A 20,982-nucleotide genomic window follows, 5' to 3' on the forward strand; every position below is an offset into this window, starting at 1 on the left:
GCAAAAACGCCTCTCACCTGATGGTGAGACGGTGGCGCCCCCGGCAGGACTCGAACCTGCGGCCAAGCGCTTAGAAGGCGCCTGCTCTATCCACTGAGCTACGGGGGCCGGATGGTGGCCGCGGATACCGGAGCCCGTGGCCTTGCCGGGGACAAGGATAGGGCTCCCGTCGCCTTGACCCGGTTGCTTCGCCTGCGTGGCTCTATGTGGAGGTTCGGTGAAGCGAACCGATAATCGCAGGCAGGTGCGATTCCTGCATCGCTTTTCACGCCTCGGGTCGTGGGTGTTGTGCACTCGTTATGCCTGCGTCCCACTCATCCCGTCTGTCCCGTGTGTCCGACCGGCGCGCAGGGCATGGCCATACGCTTCAAAAAGCAGCCAAAATTAGGCATTCTTCGCATGTGGTGACCTTGGATGCACGGCCTCAGCTGATCGACGCACTTACCGCCCTTCGCGACCGTGTCGCCGCCGTGCGTCTTCCTCTGCCGCTGCCCGGCGCGCCCCGGGCCAGACAGACGCGGGTAGAACTGCTCGCACAGCTCGACGACTATCTGGTGCCCCGGCTGAAGTCCCCGGACGCGCCGCTGCTCGCCGTGGTCGGGGGGTCGACCGGGGCCGGGAAGTCGACGCTGGTCAATTCGCTCGTGGGGCGGCGGGTCAGCGAGGCGGGGGTGCTGAGGCCGACCACCCGGACACCCGTTCTCGCATGCCACCCGGACGATCACCACTGGTTCGCGGGGATGCGGGTGCTGCCCCAGCTCAGCCGCGTATGGCTGCCCCACCAGGAGGAGGCGGGCGAGGAGAGCGACGAGGGCGCCCCGGCCCCCGACGGCGGGAACGAGCTGCGGATCGAGAAGGCGTCCAATCTGCCCCGGGGGCTCGCCCTCCTCGACGCGCCCGACATCGATTCCCTCGTCGTCGAGAACCGGCTGCTCGCGGCCCGGCTCATCTGCGCCGCGGATGTCTGGGTCATGGTGACGACCGCGTCCCGGTACGCCGACGCCGTGCCCTGGCATCTGCTGCGTACCGCCAAGGAGTACAACGCCACGCTGATCATCGTGCTCGACCGGGTGCCGCACCAGGTGATCAACGATGTCTCACGGCAGTACGCGGCCCTGCTGACCAAGGCCGGGCTCGGCGATGTGCCCCGGTTCACCGTCCCCGAGCTGCCCGAGTCCGCCGGGCGCGGCAGCGGGCTGCTCCCCACCACCGCCGTGGCGCCGCTGTTCGCCTGGCTCGCCCACCGGGCGCAGGACCCGGCCGCCCGCCAGCAGGCACTCGGGCGTACGGCGACGGGGGTGATCGACTCGCTCGCATCGCGGATGCCCGAGCTGGCCGCCGCCGTCGCGGGGCAGTACGCCGCCGCCGTACGGCTCATGGGCGTGGTCGAGGAGGCGTACGAGAAGGAGCGCGAACGGGTGAACCGTCAGCTCACCTCGGGTGCGGTGCTCGCCGGGGACGCGCGGACGCGGTGGCGCGGGTTCCCCCGGGACAGTTCCGCGGGCGAGCTGCTGGACGCGCTGGTCGGCAGCCTGTGCGCGCTGGTGCAGTGCGCCGTCGCCGCCGCTGATGAGCATGTCCACGATGCCTGGCGCCGGGAGCCGGGCGCGGCCGGGGTCACCTTCGACGGGCGGCTCGATCTGGAGGCGGCCGAGCGCATCGGGATCGCCGTACGCCGCTGGCGCCGTGAGCTGGAGGAACTGGCCGAGGAGGAGGTACGCGGGCTGGAACAGAGCGCCGCGCCCGACTCCGAGACCGTGGCCGCCCTGGTCGCCGCGGCCCTGCTCGGCGGCCGGCGGACCCGCGGCGCGGGTGAACAACTCGCCGAGCGGGTCGGTGCCCAGATCGCGCTGCGGCTGCGCGACCGGGGTGGCGAGCTGATGACCACGTGCATCGACGGCGTACTGAACAGCGAGCGCGACCGGCGGCTCGCGCCCCTCGACGCTCTCGATATGACCCCCGATCCACAGGCCGAGCTGATCGCCGCGCTGTCCCTGCTGCAGAAGGTGAGGTGACGGCGGTGAGCGCCATCACGGGCGACGAGAACGAGATCCGCTCCGGGGACAGCCGTACGGACGGTCGGAGGGATGGCCGTGGGAAGAGGGGGAGAGACGGGAACTCCCACGCGGACAAGGGCTCCGGCGATCGCGGGGCGGAACGGTTCGGCGAGCGTACGGAGGGCGGCTCCGGCGATCGCGGGGACGAGCGGTCCGGACGGGCCGCGGGGCGCTGGGACGACGGACTGATCGCCCGTCGCGCCGCCCGACCCGAGGCGGCCGGGGTAGCCGGGGGAGCCGGGGGAGAATGGCGGGAGGACGCCGGGCCGGACGACGAGCATGTACCGATCGGCGGTACCTACTGCGGACCGCTGCGTACGCGCCTGGACGCCCTGCGCGAACTCGTGGGCCTCTCGCGTACGCGACTGGACAGCGGCGCTCTCGCCGAGGCCGGGCGGGTGCTCGACGAGGCCGCCGCCCGGCAGCGGCTCTCCTCGCGGCATACGGTCGTCGCCGTCGCCGGTGCCACCGGAAGCGGGAAGTCCACCCTCTTCAACGCCCTTGCCGAGGTCCCGCTCTCCGAGACCGGGCTGCGCAGGCCCACCACCTCCGCGCCGATCGCGTGCAGTTGGTCGGAAGGGGCCGCCGGGCTGCTCGACCGGCTGGCGATCCCGCCGAGACTGCGCCGCAGACCGCTCGCGGGCGGAGCGGAGGAACTGTCCGGGCTCGTCCTGGTCGATCTGCCCGACCACGACTCGGCGCTGGTCAGACACCGCGAGCAGGTGGACCGGGTGCTGGCGCTGGTGGACGCGGTGATCTGGGTCGTCGATCCGGAGAAGTACGCGGACGCCGCCCTGCACGAACGGTATCTGCGCCCGCTCGCGGGCCACGCCGAGACGACATTCGTCGTGCTCAACCAGATCGACCGGCTGCCCGGGGAGGCCGCCGACCTGGTACTCGACGATCTGCGCAGGCTCCTCGACGAGGACGGCATGGCACTCGGCGAGCACGGCGAGCCGGGGGCCACCGTACTCGCGCTGTCCGCTCTTACGGGTGACGGTGTCGGGGAACTGCGTGACCTCATCGGTTCGTTCGTCCAGGAGAAGACGGCGGCCGCGCGCCGGCTGGCCGCCGATGTGGACGCGGCGGCGCTGAAGCTGCGTCCGGCGTATGTCGCCGAAGGGCGGACGGGTCTCGACGAGCGGGCCCGGGACGACTTCGGGGCGAGGCTCGCGGAGGCGGTCGGCGCCAAGGCGGCGGGCGAGGCCGCCGAGCGCGAGTGGCGCAGGCACGCGGGCCGGGCGTGCGGCACACCATGGCTGCGGCTCTGGCGCTGGTACGAGCGCACGCGTACGCCGGGGGGCGGAGCGTCCCCGGTCACGGTTCCGCTGGAGGAGGAGCCGACGGCACGTCAGCGCGTCGAACAGGCCGTGCGCACGGTCGCGGACGAGGCGGCCTCCGGGCTGCCCGCGCCCTGGGCCCACGCGGTGCGCGAGGCGGCGGTCCGCGGGGCCGACGGGCTGCCCGAGGCCCTGGACGAACTGGCCGCCCGGGAGGCCGAGACCACGGGCAAGCGCCCGCTGCGGCCCGCCTGGTGGCCCGCGGCGGTGCTGGCGCAGGCGTCGATGACCCTTCTGCAGGTCTACGGCGGCCTGTGGCTGGTCGGCCAGATCATCGGGGTGCTGGAGCCTGGGCTGATCACGCCCGCGCTGCTGATGCTCGCCGGGATCGTGGGCGGGCCGCTGGTGGAGTGGGCCTGCACGGCGGCGGTACGAGGGCCGGCACGGCGGTACGGACAGGACGCCGAGCGACGGTTGCGGGAGGCGGCCGCGGGGTGCGGACGGGCCAAGGTCCTCGATCCGATCGCCGGGGAGCTGATGCGGTACCGGGAGGTGCGGGAGCAGTACGCGACCGTCGCGGGGCGGGCGGGCGCCGGCGGGGGTGCCGGGGGTCATCCGGGGATGCGGGGCGGAGCGCGCGGCGGACTCGTTCCCTCGACGGGCGGGGCTCCGCGAGGGGCGGGGTGATGAGGGGGGCGGCGGAGGCGGCGGGTCTCTGCTGACGGGGGGTGGGTGCCGGGCCCGGGGCTGGGGGTCGCCGACGGGCTGAGGGCTGAGGGCTGAGGGTACGGGGGTGTGGGGGCGTGGGCGGGACCGTGCCGGACTCCGGGGTGCGCACCGGGCTGACGGTCCGTGAGGGGCGCAACATGCGCGTCGGGTGACGGGGTTGTCCACAAGCGTGTGGTCGTCCACAGGCCCCGGCGGGATCTCCGGATCCCGTCCAGCATGGAGATCCGGCCGGACCACGAGGGCGGCCGGTTCGACCGAAGCGATCGCGCTCGGCGCGATCGACTGGACGGGGAGGTGGTCGCCGTGAACGACACCATGGTGACTCTGGTGGGCAACGCCGCCACGGGCGTGGAGTACAGGGAGGGCGCGACGGGTGGGGTCGCGCGGTTCCGGATGGCGGTGACACCACGGCGCTGGGACCGTCAGGCGGGGACCTGGACGGATGGGCACACCAGCTTTTACACCGTGTTCGCCTGGCGGTCGCTCGCCATCAATCTGGCAGGTTCCGTTTCCGTCGGTGAACCACTGGTGGTGCATGGCCGGCTGAAGGTGCGGGAGAGCGACCGGGAAGGTTACGGCGATGCCCCGGGCGGGCCGCGCAAGACGTTCGTGGACATCGAAGCGGTAGCCGTCGGACACGATCTTTCGCGCGGGACGGCGGCATTCCGGCGGGCCATGAAGACGGGGCCGAATACCGCTGTACAACAACCGCCACACGATCAGGAAAAAGGGTCGAATGTGATGGTCGGGACAAGTCCGGCTGCGGTGGCGGGTATTCCGCTTACTGGCTCCTGACCTGGGACCGGACTGTCTCCATCTCCCCGGAAAGTGTGGAGATTTATCGACTCAGAAAGAGAGTCGGACCCCGGTGAAGGTGCTGGGATAACGATTTTGAGTCGGAATGCTTATCTGACGGTATGACTGGGGACCGTGCGGCTTTGCCTCCATAGGATTCCCCGGTACTCACGGGGCACTTGAGTCAGTAGGCGAGGCACACTCCCCACGCGTTACATCGCGAATGGCCTCGCCCGGAGGGGATTTCTGTGTTTTCCACGTTCTCTGCGTCGGTGCGACGCAGCCGTTCGACAGTTCGTCGCATAGCCGCCGCCGTGGCGGTGACCGGTCTCGTCGCGACGGGCTCGCTGATGGGCGCGGGTGCGGCCGCGGCCGCGGACGGTCCTCAGCACCAGGGTGGCGCCGTCGCCACCCTGGACGGGCTGAAGACCTTCGACGGGTCCAAGATCTACTGGAAGGGGGAGAAGGAGCCCCAGTCCATGAACGCCGGCGTGTTCGAGATGACCGTCGACGGCGGCGGCAAGCTGAAGACGTACTGCATCGACATCTACAACCCGACGGTGGACGACGCGAAGTACCAGGAGACGCCCTGGGAGCAGACGTCCCTGAACAGCAACGAGAACGCCGGCAAGATCCTCTGGATCCTGAAGAACTCCTATCCGGAGGTCGACGATCTGAAGGCGCTGGCGGAGAAGGCGGGCGCGGGGGCGCTCACCGAGCAGACCGCCGCGGCCGGCACGCAGGTGGCCATCTGGCGCTTCTCCGACGACGTGAAGGTCACCGCGGACGACGAGAACGCGGAGAAGCTCGCCACGTACCTGGAGAAGGAAGCCAAGAAGCTCCAGGAGCCGAAGGCCTCGCTCACCCTCGACCCGAACGCGGTCTCCGGCAAGCCGGGCGGCCGCCTCGGTCCCGTGACCGTCCAGACCAACGCGGCCCAGGCGTCCCTGGCGCTGTCGGCCGACGCCATCGCCGGCGGGGTCAAGCTCGTCGACGAGGCGGGCAAGCCCGTCACCTCCGGTGCCAACGGCTCCAAGGTGTTCTTCGACGTCCCGGCCGACGCCGCGGACGGTACGGCGACCCTGACGGCGCAGGCGACCACGTCCGTGCCGGTGGGCCGGGCGTTCGCCCCGGCCGTCGGCAAGAGCCAGACGATGATCCTCGCGGGCTCCAGTGAGTCCACGGTCACGGCGAACGCGACGGCGAGCTGGGCCAAGACCGGCCCGATACCCGCGGTCACCGCCGAGAAGAACTGCGCCAAGGGCGGCGTCGACGTCACCGCGAGCAACAAGGGTGACGAGCCCTTCACCTTCAAGCTGGCGGGCGCGGAGCACACCGTCCCGGCCGGCGGGTCGAAGACGGTGACCGTCCCGGTCGCCGAGGACCAGGCGTACGAGATCACCATCACGGGTCCGGACGGGTTCAAGGAGACGTTCAAGGGCGTTCTGGACTGCAAGACCAGCCCGCCCACCGACCCGGAGCCCGAGAACCCGGGCAACCCCAGCCCCGCCTCGGCCGGTGGTACCTCGGCCTCCACCTCCACCTCCACGAGCGGTGGTGGCGGTGACCTCGCCGCGACCGGCAGCTCCAACTCCACCCCGATGATCGCGGGCATCGCGATCGCCCTGGTCGCCGTCGGCGGCGGCGCGGTCTTCGTCCTCCGGAAGAAGAAGACCTCCACCGCGGAGTAAGCACCCCTGAGCGCAGGGTGACTCCGCGCTGACGACGGCCCCGGGAAGCCAAGGCTCCCGGGGCCGTCCGCCGTCCGGCGACCGCCGTTCGTCGTCCGTCGACCGGCGCCGTCGTTGTCCGCTGTTTCCCGGCTGTCCCCAGCTGTCCCCAGCTGTCCCGGGGGCCTGGCCCTGCGCCGGGCGAGTGCCCCGGGGACAGCCGGGAACAGCCGCCCGGATCCGCCCCGGCCCGGGCATGCCGGTCCCGTCCGGGCGGGTGCGGGGTTCGGGGTGGAGCCGCGACACGGGTGGGCCGGTCCCGACATGGGCGTCAGCCGGTCCCGATCCGGGTGGGCCGGTCCCGGCCCCGTCCTGGCCCGACCCCGTCCTGGCCCGACCGCGTCCTGGCCCGACCCGGTCCCCCTGCCACGGCACGGTCGCTGCCCCCGGCCCCTCGCTCCGTCCCGGCCCGCCCCCGGCCCTCGCCGTCCTGGTCGGCACCCGGCCGTGTCGGTCCCTCGCCCCGGTGCAGTGCGAGCGGACCCGGAGCCGGGCCGGTGCCGCGCCGATCGGCCCCGCGCCGTTACCGGTTTCCTTCGGGGGTCCGGCGTACGGCAAGATGGGGTGTATCTCTGCCCAACCACTTATCTGCCGGACGGTTTCTCTTGGCTGAGTACATCTACACGATGCGCAAGACGCGCAAGGCGCACGGCGACAAGGTCATCCTCGATGACGTGACGCTGAGCTTCCTGCCCGGCGCGAAGATCGGTGTGGTCGGCCCGAACGGCGCCGGTAAGTCCACCGTGCTGAAGATCATGGCCGGACTGGAGCAGCCGTCCAACGGTGACGCGTTCCTGGCGCCCGGCTACACGGTCGGCATCCTGCTCCAGGAGCCGCCGCTGGACGAGTCCAAGACCGTGCTGGAGAACGTCCAGGGCGGGGTGGCCGAGATCAAGGGCAAGCTGGACCGGTTCAACGAGATCGCCGAGCAGATGGCGACCGACTACTCCGACGCGCTGCTCGACGAGATGGGCAAGCTCCAGGAAGAGCTGGATCACGCCAACGCCTGGGACCTCGACGCCCAGCTGGAGCAGGCGATGGACGCGCTCGGCTGCCCGCCCGGCGACTGGCCCGTCACCAACCTCTCCGGTGGCGAGAAGCGCCGCGTCGCCCTGTGCAAGCTGCTGCTCGAAGCCCCCGACCTGCTGCTCCTCGACGAGCCCACCAACCACCTGGACGCCGAGTCCGTGCAGTGGCTGGAGGCGCATCTCGCCAAGTACGCCGGCACCGTCGTCGCCATCACCCACGACCGGTACTTCCTCGACAACGTCGCGGGCTGGATCCTGGAGCTGGACCGCGGCCGCGCGATCGGTTACGAGGGCAACTACTCCACCTACCTGGAGTCCAAGCAGGCCCGCCTCAAGGTCGAGGGCCAGAAGGACGCCAAGCGGGCCAAGCGCCTCAAGGAAGAGCTGGAGTGGGTCCGCTCCAACGCGAAGGGGCGCCAGGCCAAGTCCAAGGCCCGTCTCGCGCGGTACGAGGAGATGGCGGCCGAGGCCGACAAGATGCGGAAGCTGGACTTCGAGGAGATCCAGATCCCGCCGGGCCCCCGTCTGGGCAGTGTCGTCGTCGAGGTCGAGAACCTCTCCAAGGGCTTCGGCGAGAAGCTCCTCATCGACGATCTCAGCTTCACCCTCCCGCGCAACGGCATCGTCGGTGTCATCGGCCCGAACGGTGCCGGCAAGACCACGCTGTTCAAGATGATCCAGGGCCTGGAACAGCCCGACTCCGGCGCCATCAAGGTCGGCGAGACCGTCAAGATCAGCTACGTCGACCAGAGCCGCGCCAACATCGACCCCAAGAAGTCCCTGTGGGCCGTGGTCTCCGACGAACTGGACTACATCAACGTCGGCCAGGTCGAGATGCCGTCCCGCGCCTATGTGTCCGCCTTCGGGTTCAAGGGGCCGGACCAGCAGAAGCCCGCCGGGGTGCTCTCCGGCGGTGAGCGCAACCGGCTGAACCTCGCGCTCACCCTCAAGCAGGGCGGCAATCTGCTGCTCCTCGACGAGCCCACCAACGACCTCGACGTCGAGACCCTCTCCTCCCTGGAGAACGCGCTGCTGGAGTTCCCCGGCGCGGCCGTGGTCGTCTCCCACGACCGCTGGTTCCTCGACCGGGTGGCGACGCACATCCTCGCGTACGAGGGCGACTCCAAGTGGTTCTGGTTCGAGGGCAACTTCGAGTCGTACGAGAAGAACAAGATCGAGCGCCTCGGACCGGACGCGGCCCGCCCGCACCGTGCCACGTACAAGAAGCTCACCCGAGGCTGAGGGACTGAGATCACCCATGGCCCGTCATATCTACCGCTGCCCCCTCCGCTGGGCGGACATGGACGCCTTCGGGCATGTCAACAACGTGGTCTTCCTGAGGTATCTGGAAGAGGCACGGATCGACTTCATGTTCCGGCTCCAGCCGGGGGACGGCTCGCCCTCGTTCTCGGGCGGATCGGTCGTGGCGCGCCATGAGATCGACTATGTGCGCCCGCTGGTCCACCGGCACGAGCCGGTGGTCGTCGAGTCATGGGTGACGAGGATCAACGCGGCTTCGCTGACCATCGCGTACGAGGTCAAGGACACCGAGGGCGCCGCGGAGATCTATGTACGGGCCTCGACGGTCGTCGTCCCGTACGACCTCGAAGCGGGCCGTCCGCGCCGTATCAGCGCGGAGGAGAAGTCCTACCTCCTGCGGTTCCTGGAGGAGGCCGACGAAGGCGCGCTCGTCGCATGAGCGTGCCCGTGCGGAGCCCCCACTTCGCGGATGTCAGGGAGGCGGAGGATCTCGCCGCCTTCCTCGCCCGGCTGCTCCACTACGACCGTGCCGCCGCCGTCCGTCTCCAGGCGGGCGGCGCCGAGGGCCCCGCGCCGAGCCTCGCCGTCTTCGGCCGCCCGCCCTCGTTCGAGGTGCTGGCGATCCGTACGGCACGGCTCGGTGAACCCCTCCTGCTCGATGCCACGGTCTCCGCGGGTGAGCTGCTCGACAACATCGGCGGGGACGGGTTCACCGTTCCCGGATCCGTCACCGGACCGCCGTGGGCGGGGGTGCTGCCGCCCCGGGGCGGCTGGCGCGAGCTGCCCGGACTCCCCGGGGTCACGGAGATGCGGGACGCCGTCACCGCCGCCGTCGCCGAATTCCGCCTCCGCGCCGAGCGGCTGCCCGCCGAGCAGCGCACCCGTGCCGAGCGCGACCGCATCGGGCGCGAGATCTGGTCCCGCGAGGTCGCCGGGACCGCGCTGCCCCTGCGGGCCGTCCATGCCGCGTACTCCCTGGGCTTTCTGCGTCCGGGTCTTCCGGTCGCCCTGCTGGCCGCCGGCTCATGGCTCCGGCTGCGTACGCCCTACGGATCGGTCGCCGTACGCGCGAACGGACTCGGCGGACTCGGCGTCATCCCCACCAGAACCGGTTGATATCCACACCGGTGGGCATGCGCGCAGACAGATGACGCATCGCGCCTCGCGATGCGCGAAGGCCGGACGGCACTTTGGCCGATGAGGCGACGCGGGGGTTGGGCGGATGACGGACAAGGCGAGCGCCGTGCAGTCGGTGGACCGGGCCGTGAGCGTGCTGGAGAGCCTCGCCCGGCACGGCGAGGCCGGTGTCACGGAGATCGCCGAGGAGCTGGGGGTGCACAAGTCCACCGCGTTCCGGCTGCTCGGGGCGCTGGAGAACCGTGGCCTGGTCGCCCAGTCCCGGGAGCGCGGAAAGTACCGGCTGGGCGCGGGCATGCTCCGGCTCGCCGGTGCCGCGGCCGGGCACCTCGACATCTCACAGGAGGGCATCCCCCTGTGCCGGGACCTCGCCGACGAGGTGGGGGAAACCGTGAACATCGCGATCCTCGACGACGACGCCGCGGTCAATGTCACCCAGGCCCGGGGCGCCGCCGCCGTCGCCACCTACAACTGGCTCGGCCGCCGCACCCCGCTGCACGCCACCTCCAGCGGCAAGGTGCTGCTCGCGCACGCGCCGCCGGCCGTCGGGAAGAGACTGCTCGCCGCCGGGCTGGAACGGTTTACGGAGCACACCGTCATCTCGCCCGCCGTACTCGACGCGCAGCTCGGCGCGTGTGTGGAGCAGGGGTACGCGGTCGTCGTGGAGGAGCTGGAGAGGGGGCTGAACGCGGTCGCCGCGCCGGTCCGCTCGTACGACGGGACCGTGATCGGCGCGCTCAGCGTCTCCGGCCCGGCCTACCGGCTCGGCGAGGACCTGCTGCCCGGGCTGGCCAAGCGGACGATGGCGGCGGCGGAGGAGCTGTCCCGCAGGATGGGGCACGGCGGCTGAGCGGAGGCGAACGATCCGGGGCGGCGCGGGCGGCGGCGGGCCGGAGCCGGTCGAGCCGGGAAGGGCACGCCCTGGTATCGGACGGGCCGGAAGCGGTACGGCCCCGGCCCGGCGGGTGACGGTGCTCACCCCGGCCCGGCGGGCGCGACCGGACACAGCCGGAGGCGACCGGGCCGGGGGACGGGGCCTGGACGGGTCTGGTGACCGGGAGAGGTCAGCCCTCCGTGTTCACCATGGAGGCGGCGGCGTAGGTCAGGTACTTCCACAGCTGCTGCTCGTGCTCCGGCGACAGCTCCAGCTCGTCGACGGCGACCCGCATGTGCTTCAGCCAGGCGTCGTGTGCGGCCCGGTCGACCCGGAAGGGCACATGCCGCATACGCAGCCGGGGATGGCCCCGGTTCTCGGTGTAGGTGCGGGGCCCGCCCCAGTACTGCATCAGAAACAGCGCGAACCGGTCCTCGGCGGGGCCCAGGTCCTCCTCCGGATACATCGGCCGCAGCAGCGGGTCCTCGGCGACGCCCTGGTAGAAGCGGCGCACCAGCCGCCGAAACGTCTCCTCGCCGCCGACCTGCTCGTAGAAGGTCTGCTCCTGAAGGGTGCCGCGCGGAATCTCAGTCACCCGTCCATGGTCTCAGACGGACCGGCCGAGGACTCGGGGCCTAGGACCTCTGTTCGCCACGGCCCCCGGGAGTGGGAGCTCCCGCAGGATGGAGCCCGCGGGTCCGGTACGGGGCTGAGGGAGCCGGGGCCCGTGCTCGCGGACCCGCCGGGAGACCACCGGCGGAACCTCCGTGGTCTCGTCGGCGGAACCTTCGTGGTCTCGTCGGCGGAACCGCTGTGATCACGCCGTGCGGCCGGGGTGCTCGCGTCCGTCGCGGTGGCGCAGCACAGTGGAGATATGGGTACGTACCTGGAACGGTATGCCGAGCCCGCCGACGAGGCCCGCGCGGCGATGGTGCGGGTGATCGCGGCCGACGGAGCACTGAACGACCCCGCCTGGCGCCTCGCGTTCGAGGAGGTCCCCCGGCATCTGTTCGTGCCGTACTACTACGTCAACTGGGCCGGCACCTACGAGCGGCTGTGGAGCGAGGACCCCGACCCCGCCCGCCGTGAGCGCTGGCTGCGCGGGGCCTACTACGACGGGCCCCTGGCCACCCGAGTGCGCGACGGTGAGCTGATCTCCTCCAGCAGCCAGCCGTCCCTGATGGCGAGGATGCTGGAGGCGCTGGAGGTGCGGTACGGGGACGACGTCCTGGAGATCGGCGCGGGCACCGGCTACAACGCGGCGCTGCTGTGCCATCGCCTCGGCGACGAGCATGTGACGACCATCGACGTGGAGCCGGAGATCACCGAGTCGGCGCGCTCGCACCTGGCCACCGCCGGCTACCGCCCCGCCGTCGTCACCGGGGACGGCGCCCGGGGCTGCCCCGGCCGCGCCCCCTTCGACCGGATCATCGCGACCTGCACCCTGCCGTCGGTCCCGTACGACTGGCTGCCGCAGTGCCGTCCGGAGGCGCGGATCCTCGCCCCGCTCGCCACCGGTCTGATCGCCCTCCGGGTACGGGACGACAGCCGGGGCCGCTTCGCCGAGGGGCGCTTCCTGCGGACCTCCGCTTACTTCGTCCCGCTGCGCGGGGGTGGCGCCTCGCCGGAGGGACATGCAGGCAGGCTGCCCCGGCACGTGATCGAGAACGACCTCTTCCGCTTCTTGCTGACGCTGACCGCGGGAAGCCTCGACCCCCGGGAGGCCCTGTCCCTGTGGGAGCGCGAGCGGCGCCCGCGCCGGGACCGGTTCGGGATCACGGTCAGCGGGCGCCATCAGTGGGCCTGGCTGGACGACCCCGGAGGACCGTACATCTGGCCCCTCGGACAGCAGCCCGGGTGAGGACCGGCCCACAGGTCCACCACGCGGCGCCGCCGTCTCATATACCCGGTGCCATAGACCCCGGCTCCTCACGCGCCCGGTTCCCCGCAGCGCCGGAACCCGAGCCGGGAGCCGGGCCCGGGAACCTCATGGTTCCGGGCAGGCCCGGTTCCTCGGGGGCCCGCGATCCGGGCCCGTGATTTCGGCCCGGTGTTCCCATGTCGGTGTTCCCGGGTCGGTGTGCCCGGCCCGGATACGGCTCAGCCGCGCCGGATCGTGATCGTCGTCCAGGCGCCGACATGGACCCGGTCGCCGTCGTTCAGCGGTACGGGGACATAGGGCTGGATCGGGTCCTCCGCGCCGTTGAGCGTGGTGCCGTTGGTGGAATTCTGGTCGACGACCGCCCAGGAGCCGTCGGACTGCTGCACCAGAACCGCGTGCTGGTGCGAGACGCCCGGGTCCTCCGGCGGCACGGACAGATCGATGTCGGGCGACTCACCGGTGGAGACCCGGCGCCGGCCGATGGTGATCTGGTTCCCCACCAGCGGAAGGCGCTGCTCGGGGGAGTACGCGGGCAGATTCAGCCCGCTCGCGTCGGGGCCGCTGCGCTGCATCATCGCCATGAAGTACTCACGGTCGGGCCCGATGACGGCCGTCCAGCCGCCCGGGTGCTGATACGACGGCGGCGACTGGTGCTGACCCGGGCCGGGCGCCTGGCCATGACCCTGCGCGAGGCCCTGGCCCTGGTCGGGCCGGCCGTACTGTGGCGGCGCCTGCTGCTGGTACGACGGCGGACCACCCTGCTGTCCCGGTCCCGGGGGGGCCGCCGGCGACTGCGGCTGCGAGGGCGGCGGCAGGGTCCAGTCGTCCGTGCCGACCGTCTGCTGCGGGGCGGCCGGGGGAGCGGCCTGCTGCTGGTACGACGGAGGACCCGGCTGCCCCGGCCCCCGGGGGTCCTGACCGCCGGTGAACGGCGGCGGGGGCGGTGGTCCCTGCTGGAACGGCGGAGCCGGCGGCTGATGCCCCTGCCCCTCGCGCAAGGGCTCGGCGGGCCGGTTCAGCTGAGAGGGCCGTGAGCCCCGGTAGTCGTACGCGTCGGGGCCCTGGCCGGGCCCGGGATGGGGGCTACCGCCCTGGAGGCCGGGATCCTGCGGTCCCGGCACCCGCGGGGGCGCGGGCTGCTGCTGCGACGGCTGGTTGGTGAAGCCCGCCGGGAGGTTCGGGACCGGCGGCTGCGGGGCCGGTGCCAGCGGGGTGTACGAGGTCGCCGTATGGGTCAGGAAGTTGTACCGGCACTCCTCGCAGAACGGGGCCATGGCCTCGCGCGGGGTGCGGCACTGCGGGCACAGCTCGGCGTGGGCCGTGGCGTTCGGGTCCCCCGGGCCCGGGTAGCCGTATCCGTAGCCGGACGACGGCGGAGGGGGCGGCGGGGCCGTCCCCTCCGGAGCTCCGGGGGCGGCCATGCGGTGGCCACAGACTTCGCACCAGTCGTCGGAACCCGACTGGTGTCCGTTCGGGCAGGTCGGCACGGGGCGCCTCCCCCTCTCTTCGTCCGGCCCGAGGGCCGCTGCTCAGAACTGCTTTTTCACGACTGCTTCTTCACGCGAACCGTCTTGGTGGAACGCGTTTCGAGTGTCATCTCATCGGCGTCCGCGACCTTCGCTTTCAGTCGCACAGTACCTGTCGCCGCATCGACGACGTCCACCACCTTCGAAAGCAGTTTCGCAGTGTCCTCGTTCCCGGATGCCGCCGCCAGCTGCACGGCACGGCCCAATTTGGCCGTCGCACCATCGAAATCACCGGATTTGCGTGCATCCAGCCCCTGCTGGATGACCTGTGCCAGTTCGGCCTGGCCGGTGTAGTGCGCGACCTGCGGATTGATGGAGGTGGAAGCCGCCATGTCGTCCGTCCACACCGCCCGGATCAGTCCCTGCGAGAGCACCTCGGGTGCGCCGCCGTCGGGGGCCGGGATGATCAGCGAGGCACGCGCCGCCAGCATCTCCCGGCCGATACCGGCCTCCGGGACCTGGACGCAGACGTGGTAGTCACGGGACTCGTCACCCCAGGAACCGGTCGGATAGTCCCCGGCGCGGGGACCCGCCTCCGTACGGCGGCCGGTCAGCTCCTCGACCGTGGGGGCCACCTGCTTGACGAACTTGATCTCCACGCCGACGGGTGTCCACAGCCGCAGAGCCACATCCGCGACCTCCTTGCCCATCGCGTTCTCCATCATCGCGGTGAAGTCCGCGGCGAGGTGGGCCGGATCGGCGACGATGTCCGCCGTGCCGAGCAGCGCGGACGCGATCCCGGTGACCTCCTTGACCTCCCAGTCCGTGCCGACGCCCCGGGCGTCGCAGGTGAACCGGCCGGCCACGGCCTCCAGCGCCGACCGCAGATCCTGCGGCGACTCGTGCTCGTTGCGGCCGTCGGTCAGCAGGATGCCGTGCCGGATCGGGCTCTCCGCGGTGGCCAGCAGCCGGTCGGCCATCCGCAGCCAGGTCCCGATGGCGGTGCCGCCGCCCGCGGTCAGCCGCCGCAGCGCTTCCTTCGCCGCGGCGCGGGTCTCGGGACCCGCGATCGCGAGACGGTCGCCGCGGGGATAGATCTGGGCTGCCAGATGGGTACCGGAGACCACCGCGAACTCCAGGCCGTCGCGCAGGGTGTCGATCGCGGCGGCGGTGGCGTCGCGGGCGTTGCGCATCTTGGTCGGCGGGTAGTCCATCGAACCGGAGGCGTCGACCATGATCACGACGGCGGCCCCGGCGGTGGGCGAGGGTATCGCGGACGGAGACGCCGAGACGCCCGTCAGCGGAGCTCCGCCGCTGGTCCCGCCGCCGGTGGAGGTGACGGTCACGATCGCGCTCACCTCGCGCCCGCCCTCCGGCAGAAACTCGTTCTGGTAGACCTCGACGGAGAACTGAGGCACCTGGGACTTGGAGAAATTGGCCATCTGATGGGCTCCTTGAGCACTCCACTCGGGAGAGTCGGTCGGAGGGGACGTCGGAGACGGGCACGGTCCGGGTGACAGCCGCGGCGCTGCGGTCTGCGGTGGGCTGTGCTGTGGTGTGGTGCTCTGGGTCTTGGGCGCCGGGGCGCTTGGGGCCGTCGTGCTTCGGTGCTGTTGTGTTCGGGTGGTGCGGTCTCGGTGCTACGGCCGGAGGCGGGCGTCGGAGGGCGGGAGGCCGGCACGTGCGGGCCGGTCCTGGGCCGGCCTGATCCGGCCTGATCCGGTCCGGTTCGCGGGCGGCTGGCGGGACGGCATGGGCGCTTGCCGGTGAACACGTGCCGACCGGCGCCCCGTTCAGCCCGTGGGCGCCGGTCCCGCCCCTGGTTGCGGCACCGGCTGTGGCACCGCGAACGGCAGGACCGCCACCGTGATGTTGTCGTGGCCGCCACCGTCGAGGGCGTGCCCGACCAGCACCTGGGCGCTGTGCAGCGGGCGGGCGGCGGCGTCGGCCGGGATCGCCCTGGCCATCTCGTCGGGGGCCTCCGCGTAGTTCCACAGGCCGTCCGTGCAGACCACGACCACTCCCGGGCGGTCCGGCTTGTACGCCACGGTGTGCGGGTCCAGTTCATACGAGTCGGCCCCCAGCCAGCCGGTGATGGCGTGGGCGCGCTCGTCCGCGTATGCCTCCTCCTCACTCATCAGGCCCGCCGCGACCATCTGGGCCGCCCATGAGTCGTCCTCGGTGAGCCGGGCCGCGGGGCCGCCGCGGTCGTCGGGCACCCAGTAGGCCCGGCTGTCTCCGACCCAGCCGACGATCAGCAGGCCGCCCGCGGCGATCGCCCCGACGATCGTGCAGGCGGGCGCGTTCTGATGGCGCTGCGGGTCGTGGTCCATCGCATCGCCGTGCGGGGTGTGCACGGCCAGGGAGTTGACCGCCGTCGAGGCGGCGACGATCGCCTCGCGCATGGCCTGCTGGGGGTGGGTGCCGCGCGGAAGCACCTCCAGCAGCAGCTCATTGGCCGTGTTCGCGGCGGCCAGTGACGCCTCGTCGGGACGGGTCGCCGAGGACACGCCGTCGCAGACGATCGCCACGACGGCCGGTGAACCGTCGGGCAGCACGGTGGACGACACCGCGAACGCGTCCTCGTTGCGATGGTGGCGCAGCCCCCGGTCGCTGACGGCGGCGACCGCCTCCAGCTCCCGCTCCATGTGGTCCCGCTCGCGGGGCTGGGCGTGACCGCAGTTCTCGCAGTATCCGTCGGTGTCGACATACCCGGCCCGGCAGGCCACACAGACCTTCTCACCGCCGCCGCCCCGGGACACCGCTCCCGCCGCGCGGGGGTCGGCGGCGGCACGCTCCCGCGGTGCGGAGTCCCCGGGGGCCGCCCGGTGCGGCGCGGGTTCCTGGCGCGCGGGCTCCCAGGGCTCCGACGACTGCTGCCCGGACGACTGCTGCCCGGACGACCCCTGCTCGCCGGACGGCCGGTGCGCGGACGGCTGATGGCCGGACGACCCCTGCTCGCCGGACGACCCCTGCTCGCCGGACGGCCGGTGCGCGGACGGCTGCCGGCCCGGCTCCGGGGGCGTCGGATCAGCCAGTTCGAAGTCCCCGGACGCCGGGCCGCCCGGGCGCCCCGGGGGACCGTCCGGCGCTCCGGCGGCGGAGGACCGGGAACCGCCGTGACGGTCGGGGGAGACGGGCTGCTGCCCGACGCCGGCCCGGTCGGCCTCCTGCGGGTGCCCTGTCCGGGGCCGGAGGTCGGCGCCCACCCCGCTCGGGATGCCCGCGATACCGGAGGCAGGCCGTCCTGTGCTGCCCGGCGTGCCCGGAGCCTCGCCCGCCCGGGGCGTGCCCGGACCACCGCCGGTGCCCGGATGCGCCCCGGCGCGACCGTACGCGCTCCGCTGGTCCGCGCCCGGACCGCCGGTGGGGGACGGTCTGCTTCCGCCCGGACCGCGGCCGTGGGACGGGTGGCCCGCCCCCTCGCCGTGGGAGGGCGCGGAGAGGTGCCCGCCATCCGGGGGGTTCGGGACGCCCGCCGGGGCACCGGCTCCGGCGAAGGGCCCCCGCCCGGCGCCGGAACTGGACGCGCCGGAACCGGACGCCCCGGGTCCGGGGGCGCCGGGGCCGCCTGGCGCCCCCGGACCCGGGGCACCGGCCGTGGTGCCGGAGCCCGCCCCCGTATCGCCGTACACCGGGAGGTACGCGCCGGCCGAGTCCGTGCCCGGGAGGTCTCCGGGGCGGTGGAGCGGCGCGGGCGCGCCCCGGCTGTCCGTGCCGGAGGCGGCCGGCCACCGCACCGGGGTGCCGATCGCGAGGGTCGGGCGGTCGGAGCCGGGAGGCCGCGCGGGCACGGCCGACAGGTCATGACCGCACGCGCCGCAGAAGCGGTCGTCCACTTCCACCGGTTCGCCGCAGCCGGGGCAGCCCGCCCCGGTCGGCTGTTGCATCTGCGACGCCATCGATCACACCCACGTCCGGGGGCGGAAGCGGTTCGCGCGCTCCACCAGATCCATCCGCTCCTCACCCTGCTGGGCGAGCCGGGCGAGGGCCCGGTACGAGCGTTCCAGCCCGAAGCGGAGGCCGCGTTCGTCGAGTTCGCTGCCGAGCAGTGCGGACGGGACGCCCGCCCGCCGGGATGTGCTCGCCGAATCCGGTACGGAAGGCTGTGCTCCGGGACTACCGGAGAGTACCCAGTCCAGTGCCGTGCCGAGTACCTCCGTGGACAACTGCTCGCGGCGCACCGGGTCCAGACCGACGTCCCGCAACGCCTCCACCTGCGCCGCGGCGGCCGACAGATCGTCGATCAGGGGATCGTGCGCGGCGCGCCGCCGCAGCCGGGAGCGCACGGCGGCGACCCGGGCGGCCGTGTAGTGGATCGACGCCTCCGGCACGGACTCCAGCGTCCGTACGGCGCCGGCCCGGTCACCGGCGGCGAGCTGCACCCTGGCCAGGCCGAACGCGGCGCTGACGTAGCTCGGGTCGGTCATCCACACCAGGCGGTAGTACTCCGCAGCGTTGTCCAGCTGGCCGAGGACCTCGGCGCAGACACCGAGCGCCAGTTTGGGCGCGGGCTCGCCGGGGAACGCGTCGTAGATCGCGTCGAAGGAGAGCGCGGCGGCCTCGTGGTCACCCGTCACCAGAGAGGTCAGTCCGCGGTACCAGACGACCCGCCAGTCGTCCGCGTACTTCTCCTCCAGCTCCGCCAGCGCCCCGGTGGCCGCGGCGAGTTCGCGCATCTCCAGGCGGGCCCGCAGCTCCCGCAGCCGGGTCTCGGGGGAGGGCGCGGGGGCGGACTGGAGGGCGGCGATCAGCTCGGCGGGCGCGGCGGCCATCAGACCGGCGAGGAATCCCGCGTTCGGGTCGTCCGGGGCGACGCGGGGGACCGGGAGGGCGAGGGACACGGAAGAGGCGTCGAGCGCGACGAGGTGCGGTGCGAGCCGGGCGCTGAGGGCCGTGCCGCCCGGTCCGTGCCCGAGGGCCCCGGCGGCTCCGGCGGGGGACACGGCAGTGCCGGGGGTACCGGGAGCGGCCGGAGCGCCGAGGGCCCCGGGACCGCCGGGGGTTCCCGTACCCGCCGCGCCGCCGATCGCCCCGCCCGGCCCCGCCTGGTTCGGGATCGCGCCGCCGGGCAGGGCGCCCCCGGGCAGCGCTCCGCCCGCGTGGGCTCCGCCGAGGGCCGAGCCCCCGGCCGGTACGCCGCCCCCGGAAGGCGCGGCTCCGGCGATCGGTCCCCCGGCCGGCGGAGCCGAGGGGGGCGGACCCGCCGTAAGCGCCGGGGACTTACGCGCCCCCTTGCCCCTGCCCGTGGTGACCGCACGCGCGCCCAGCGACGACACATCGTCCGTCAGCTCGGCGAACAGCTGGGTGTCCGTGACCTTCAGTTCCGGCCCGAACAGGGTGGACAGCGAGGGCCGCGGACGTCCCGTCTGCAGGGCGACGACCTCCCGCAGAACACCCGTCAGCTGATCCGCCATCTCCTCCGCCGAGGCGAACCGCCGCGCCGGGTCCGGGTCCGTCGCCCGGACGAGGAGCCGGTAGAAGGACTCGTACGTACGGAAGACCTCGATGTTGTCCGGGTCGGGCAGGGAGTCCACGAACACATTGGTGTAGCCCTGGAAGTCGAAGGTCAGCACGGCGAGCGTCCGTGCGACCGTGTAGAGGTCCGAGGAGACCGACGGCCCCTTCTCCGCGACCTCGGGGGCCTGGTAGCCCACCGTGCCGTAGATCGCGGACTCCTCGTCGTCCATACGGCGGACCGCGCCCATGTCGATCAGCTTCAGCTGGTCCTGCTGCTGGATCGCGTTGTCTACCTTGAAGTCGCAGTACAGCAGGTTCCTGCTGTGGAGATGGCCGAGCGCCTCCAGCGCCTCGATTCCGTACGCGCAGGCCTGTTCGACCGGCAGCGGATCGCGCTTGCCCGAGCCGTCCCGCCGGTCGTTGGCGAGTTCCTTGAGGGACTTGCCGCCGACGTACTCCATGACGATATAGCCGTCGAGGGAGCCGGTCCGCTGGTCGAGGTGCTCGACGAAGTTGTAGATACGGACGATGTTCGAGTGCTCGATCTCGGCGAGGAAGCGCCGCTCGGAGATCGCCGCGGCCATCGCGTCCTGGTCGCCGGTGTCCAGCAGGCCCTTGAGCACGACCCACCGGTCGGAGACCGCTCGGTCCACCGCCAGATAGACCCAGCCCAGTCCGCCGTGGGCGAGACAGCCCACCACCTCGTACTGACCGCGCACGATATCGCCCTCGGCCAGCTTGGGCACGAACGAGTACGGGTGTCCGCACGAGGTGCAGAACCCCTCCGTACGCCCGGCGCGCTCACCGCGCGAACGCCCCACCGGGGCCCCGCAGTCGGACCGGGAGCAGAACCGCTTGCGCTCGGGGACCTCGGGGTCGCTCATCACCGCGGAGCGCGGATCCGGGCGCGGCACCTCGGGCATGGTCACCAGGCCAGCGCCCAGGCGGTTGCGGCCGGACGCCTTGGCGGAGGTGCCGGAGGCGCGCACCGAGACCGAGCGGGACGAGGCGCTGGACCCGGTCAGGGACCGGGACAGCCGGCCCGAGACCGACCGGCGCGACGTCGACGAACGCGAGGAGGCACGGGAGGACGCCCGCGACGAGGCGCGTGAACTGTTCCGTACGGAGGAACTCGCGCCGCCCCCTGCCCGGGAGCCGGCCGTACCGCGGCCGGTGCCCGTGCCGCCGTTCGCCGGGAGGACGGGGGCGAGACCGCAGGTGTCGCAGTACAGCTCGCCGCCGCCCATGTCCTCGTAGCCGCCGTCGCAGCCGGGCCGCTGGCAG

At 72.6% G+C, this 20,982-nt stretch carries 14 protein-coding genes and 1 tRNA gene; 9 read left to right on the plus strand and 6 right to left on the minus strand.

Annotation, left to right across the window (positions count from 1 at the left end; genetic code table 11):
- Window positions 1–32: 32 nt before the first annotated feature.
- A tRNA-Arg gene (locus ACIBCM_RS23470) sits at window positions 33–108 on the minus strand.
- 302 nt (window positions 109–410) lie between these two features.
- On the opposite strand from ACIBCM_RS23470, the gene ACIBCM_RS23475 reads away from it, so the two are divergent.
- The 8 genes from ACIBCM_RS23475 (at window position 411) to ACIBCM_RS23510 (ending at window position 10,866) form a co-directional block, all read left to right on the plus strand.
- Entirely contained in the window at window positions 411–2,015 is a 1,605-nt protein-coding gene (locus tag ACIBCM_RS23475; protein WP_399246408.1) for a dynamin family protein, read from the plus strand.
- 329 nt (window positions 2,016–2,344) lie between these two features.
- Window positions 2,345–4,024 carry a GTPase gene (locus ACIBCM_RS23480; protein ID WP_399246410.1) on the plus strand — a complete coding sequence of 560 codons (1,680 nt, stop codon included), beginning with the start codon at window positions 2,345–2,347 and terminating at the stop codon, window positions 4,022–4,024.
- 345 nt (window positions 4,025–4,369) lie between these two features.
- Window positions 4,370–4,861 carry a single-stranded DNA-binding protein gene (locus ACIBCM_RS23485; protein WP_399246213.1) on the plus strand — a complete coding sequence of 164 codons (492 nt, stop codon included), beginning with the start codon at window positions 4,370–4,372 and terminating at the stop codon, window positions 4,859–4,861.
- Between the two features lie 272 nt (window positions 4,862–5,133).
- Window positions 5,134–6,552 (plus strand): Cys-Gln thioester bond-forming surface protein, encoded by a 1,419-nt coding sequence (locus ACIBCM_RS23490; protein ID WP_399246215.1) that lies wholly within the window; start codon window positions 5,134–5,136, stop codon window positions 6,550–6,552.
- Window positions 6,553–7,196: 644 nt separating this feature from the next.
- The gene (ettA, locus tag ACIBCM_RS23495) at window positions 7,197–8,861 is read left to right on the plus strand and encodes an energy-dependent translational throttle protein EttA (protein WP_399246217.1); all 1,665 of its coding nucleotides are present in this window, start codon (window positions 7,197–7,199) and stop codon (window positions 8,859–8,861) included.
- Window positions 8,862–8,877: 16 nt separating this feature from the next.
- Window positions 8,878–9,318 carry an acyl-CoA thioesterase gene (locus tag ACIBCM_RS23500; protein WP_399246219.1) on the plus strand — a complete coding sequence of 147 codons (441 nt, stop codon included), beginning with the start codon at window positions 8,878–8,880 and terminating at the stop codon, window positions 9,316–9,318.
- The gene (locus ACIBCM_RS23505; RefSeq protein ID WP_399246221.1) at window positions 9,315–9,995 is read left to right on the plus strand and encodes a hypothetical protein; all 681 of its coding nucleotides are present in this window, start codon (window positions 9,315–9,317) and stop codon (window positions 9,993–9,995) included. Before ACIBCM_RS23500 ends, ACIBCM_RS23505 begins: the two co-directional genes overlap by 4 nt.
- Window positions 9,996–10,101: 106 nt before the next feature.
- Window positions 10,102–10,866 carry an IclR family transcriptional regulator gene (locus tag ACIBCM_RS23510; RefSeq protein ID WP_399246223.1) on the plus strand — a complete coding sequence of 255 codons (765 nt, stop codon included), beginning with the start codon at window positions 10,102–10,104 and terminating at the stop codon, window positions 10,864–10,866.
- Window positions 10,867–11,080: 214 nt separating this feature from the next.
- Here the strand turns inward: ACIBCM_RS23510 and ACIBCM_RS23515 are convergent, their stop codons facing one another.
- Window positions 11,081–11,485, minus strand: a complete 405-nt coding sequence (locus ACIBCM_RS23515; RefSeq protein WP_399246225.1) for a globin — start codon at window positions 11,483–11,485, stop codon at window positions 11,081–11,083.
- A gap of 279 nt (window positions 11,486–11,764) precedes the next feature.
- Here ACIBCM_RS23515 and ACIBCM_RS23520 point away from each other — a divergent pair, with 279 nt between their 5' ends.
- Complete coding sequence (locus ACIBCM_RS23520; protein WP_399246228.1) at window positions 11,765–12,751, plus strand: methyltransferase domain-containing protein; 987 nt, start codon at window positions 11,765–11,767, stop codon at window positions 12,749–12,751.
- Window positions 12,752–12,990: 239 nt separating this feature from the next.
- Here ACIBCM_RS23520 and ACIBCM_RS23525 read toward each other — a convergent pair whose 3' ends face one another.
- The 4 genes from ACIBCM_RS23525 to ACIBCM_RS23540 all read right to left on the minus strand — a co-directional run bounded on the left by ACIBCM_RS23525 (window position 12,991) and on the right by ACIBCM_RS23540 (window position 20,945).
- Window positions 12,991–14,259 (minus strand): FHA domain-containing protein, encoded by a 1,269-nt coding sequence (locus ACIBCM_RS23525; RefSeq protein ID WP_399246230.1) that lies wholly within the window; start codon window positions 14,257–14,259, stop codon window positions 12,991–12,993.
- A gap of 56 nt (window positions 14,260–14,315) precedes the next feature.
- Complete coding sequence (locus ACIBCM_RS23530) at window positions 14,316–15,680, minus strand: VWA domain-containing protein (RefSeq protein WP_399246232.1); 1,365 nt, start codon at window positions 15,678–15,680, stop codon at window positions 14,316–14,318.
- 351 nt (window positions 15,681–16,031) lie between these two features.
- The gene (locus ACIBCM_RS23535) at window positions 16,032–17,447 is read right to left on the minus strand and encodes a PP2C family protein-serine/threonine phosphatase (protein ID WP_399246234.1); all 1,416 of its coding nucleotides are present in this window, start codon (window positions 17,445–17,447) and stop codon (window positions 16,032–16,034) included.
- A gap of 696 nt (window positions 17,448–18,143) precedes the next feature.
- Window positions 18,144–20,945, minus strand: coding sequence for a tetratricopeptide repeat protein (locus ACIBCM_RS23540; protein WP_399246412.1), 2,802 nt, complete (start codon window positions 20,943–20,945; stop codon window positions 18,144–18,146).
- Window positions 20,946–20,982: the final 37 nt, after the last annotated feature.

The sequence above is a fragment of the Streptomyces sp. NPDC051018 genome (genome assembly GCF_044456085.1).
Lineage (GTDB): Bacteria > Actinomycetota > Actinomycetes > Streptomycetales > Streptomycetaceae > Streptomyces.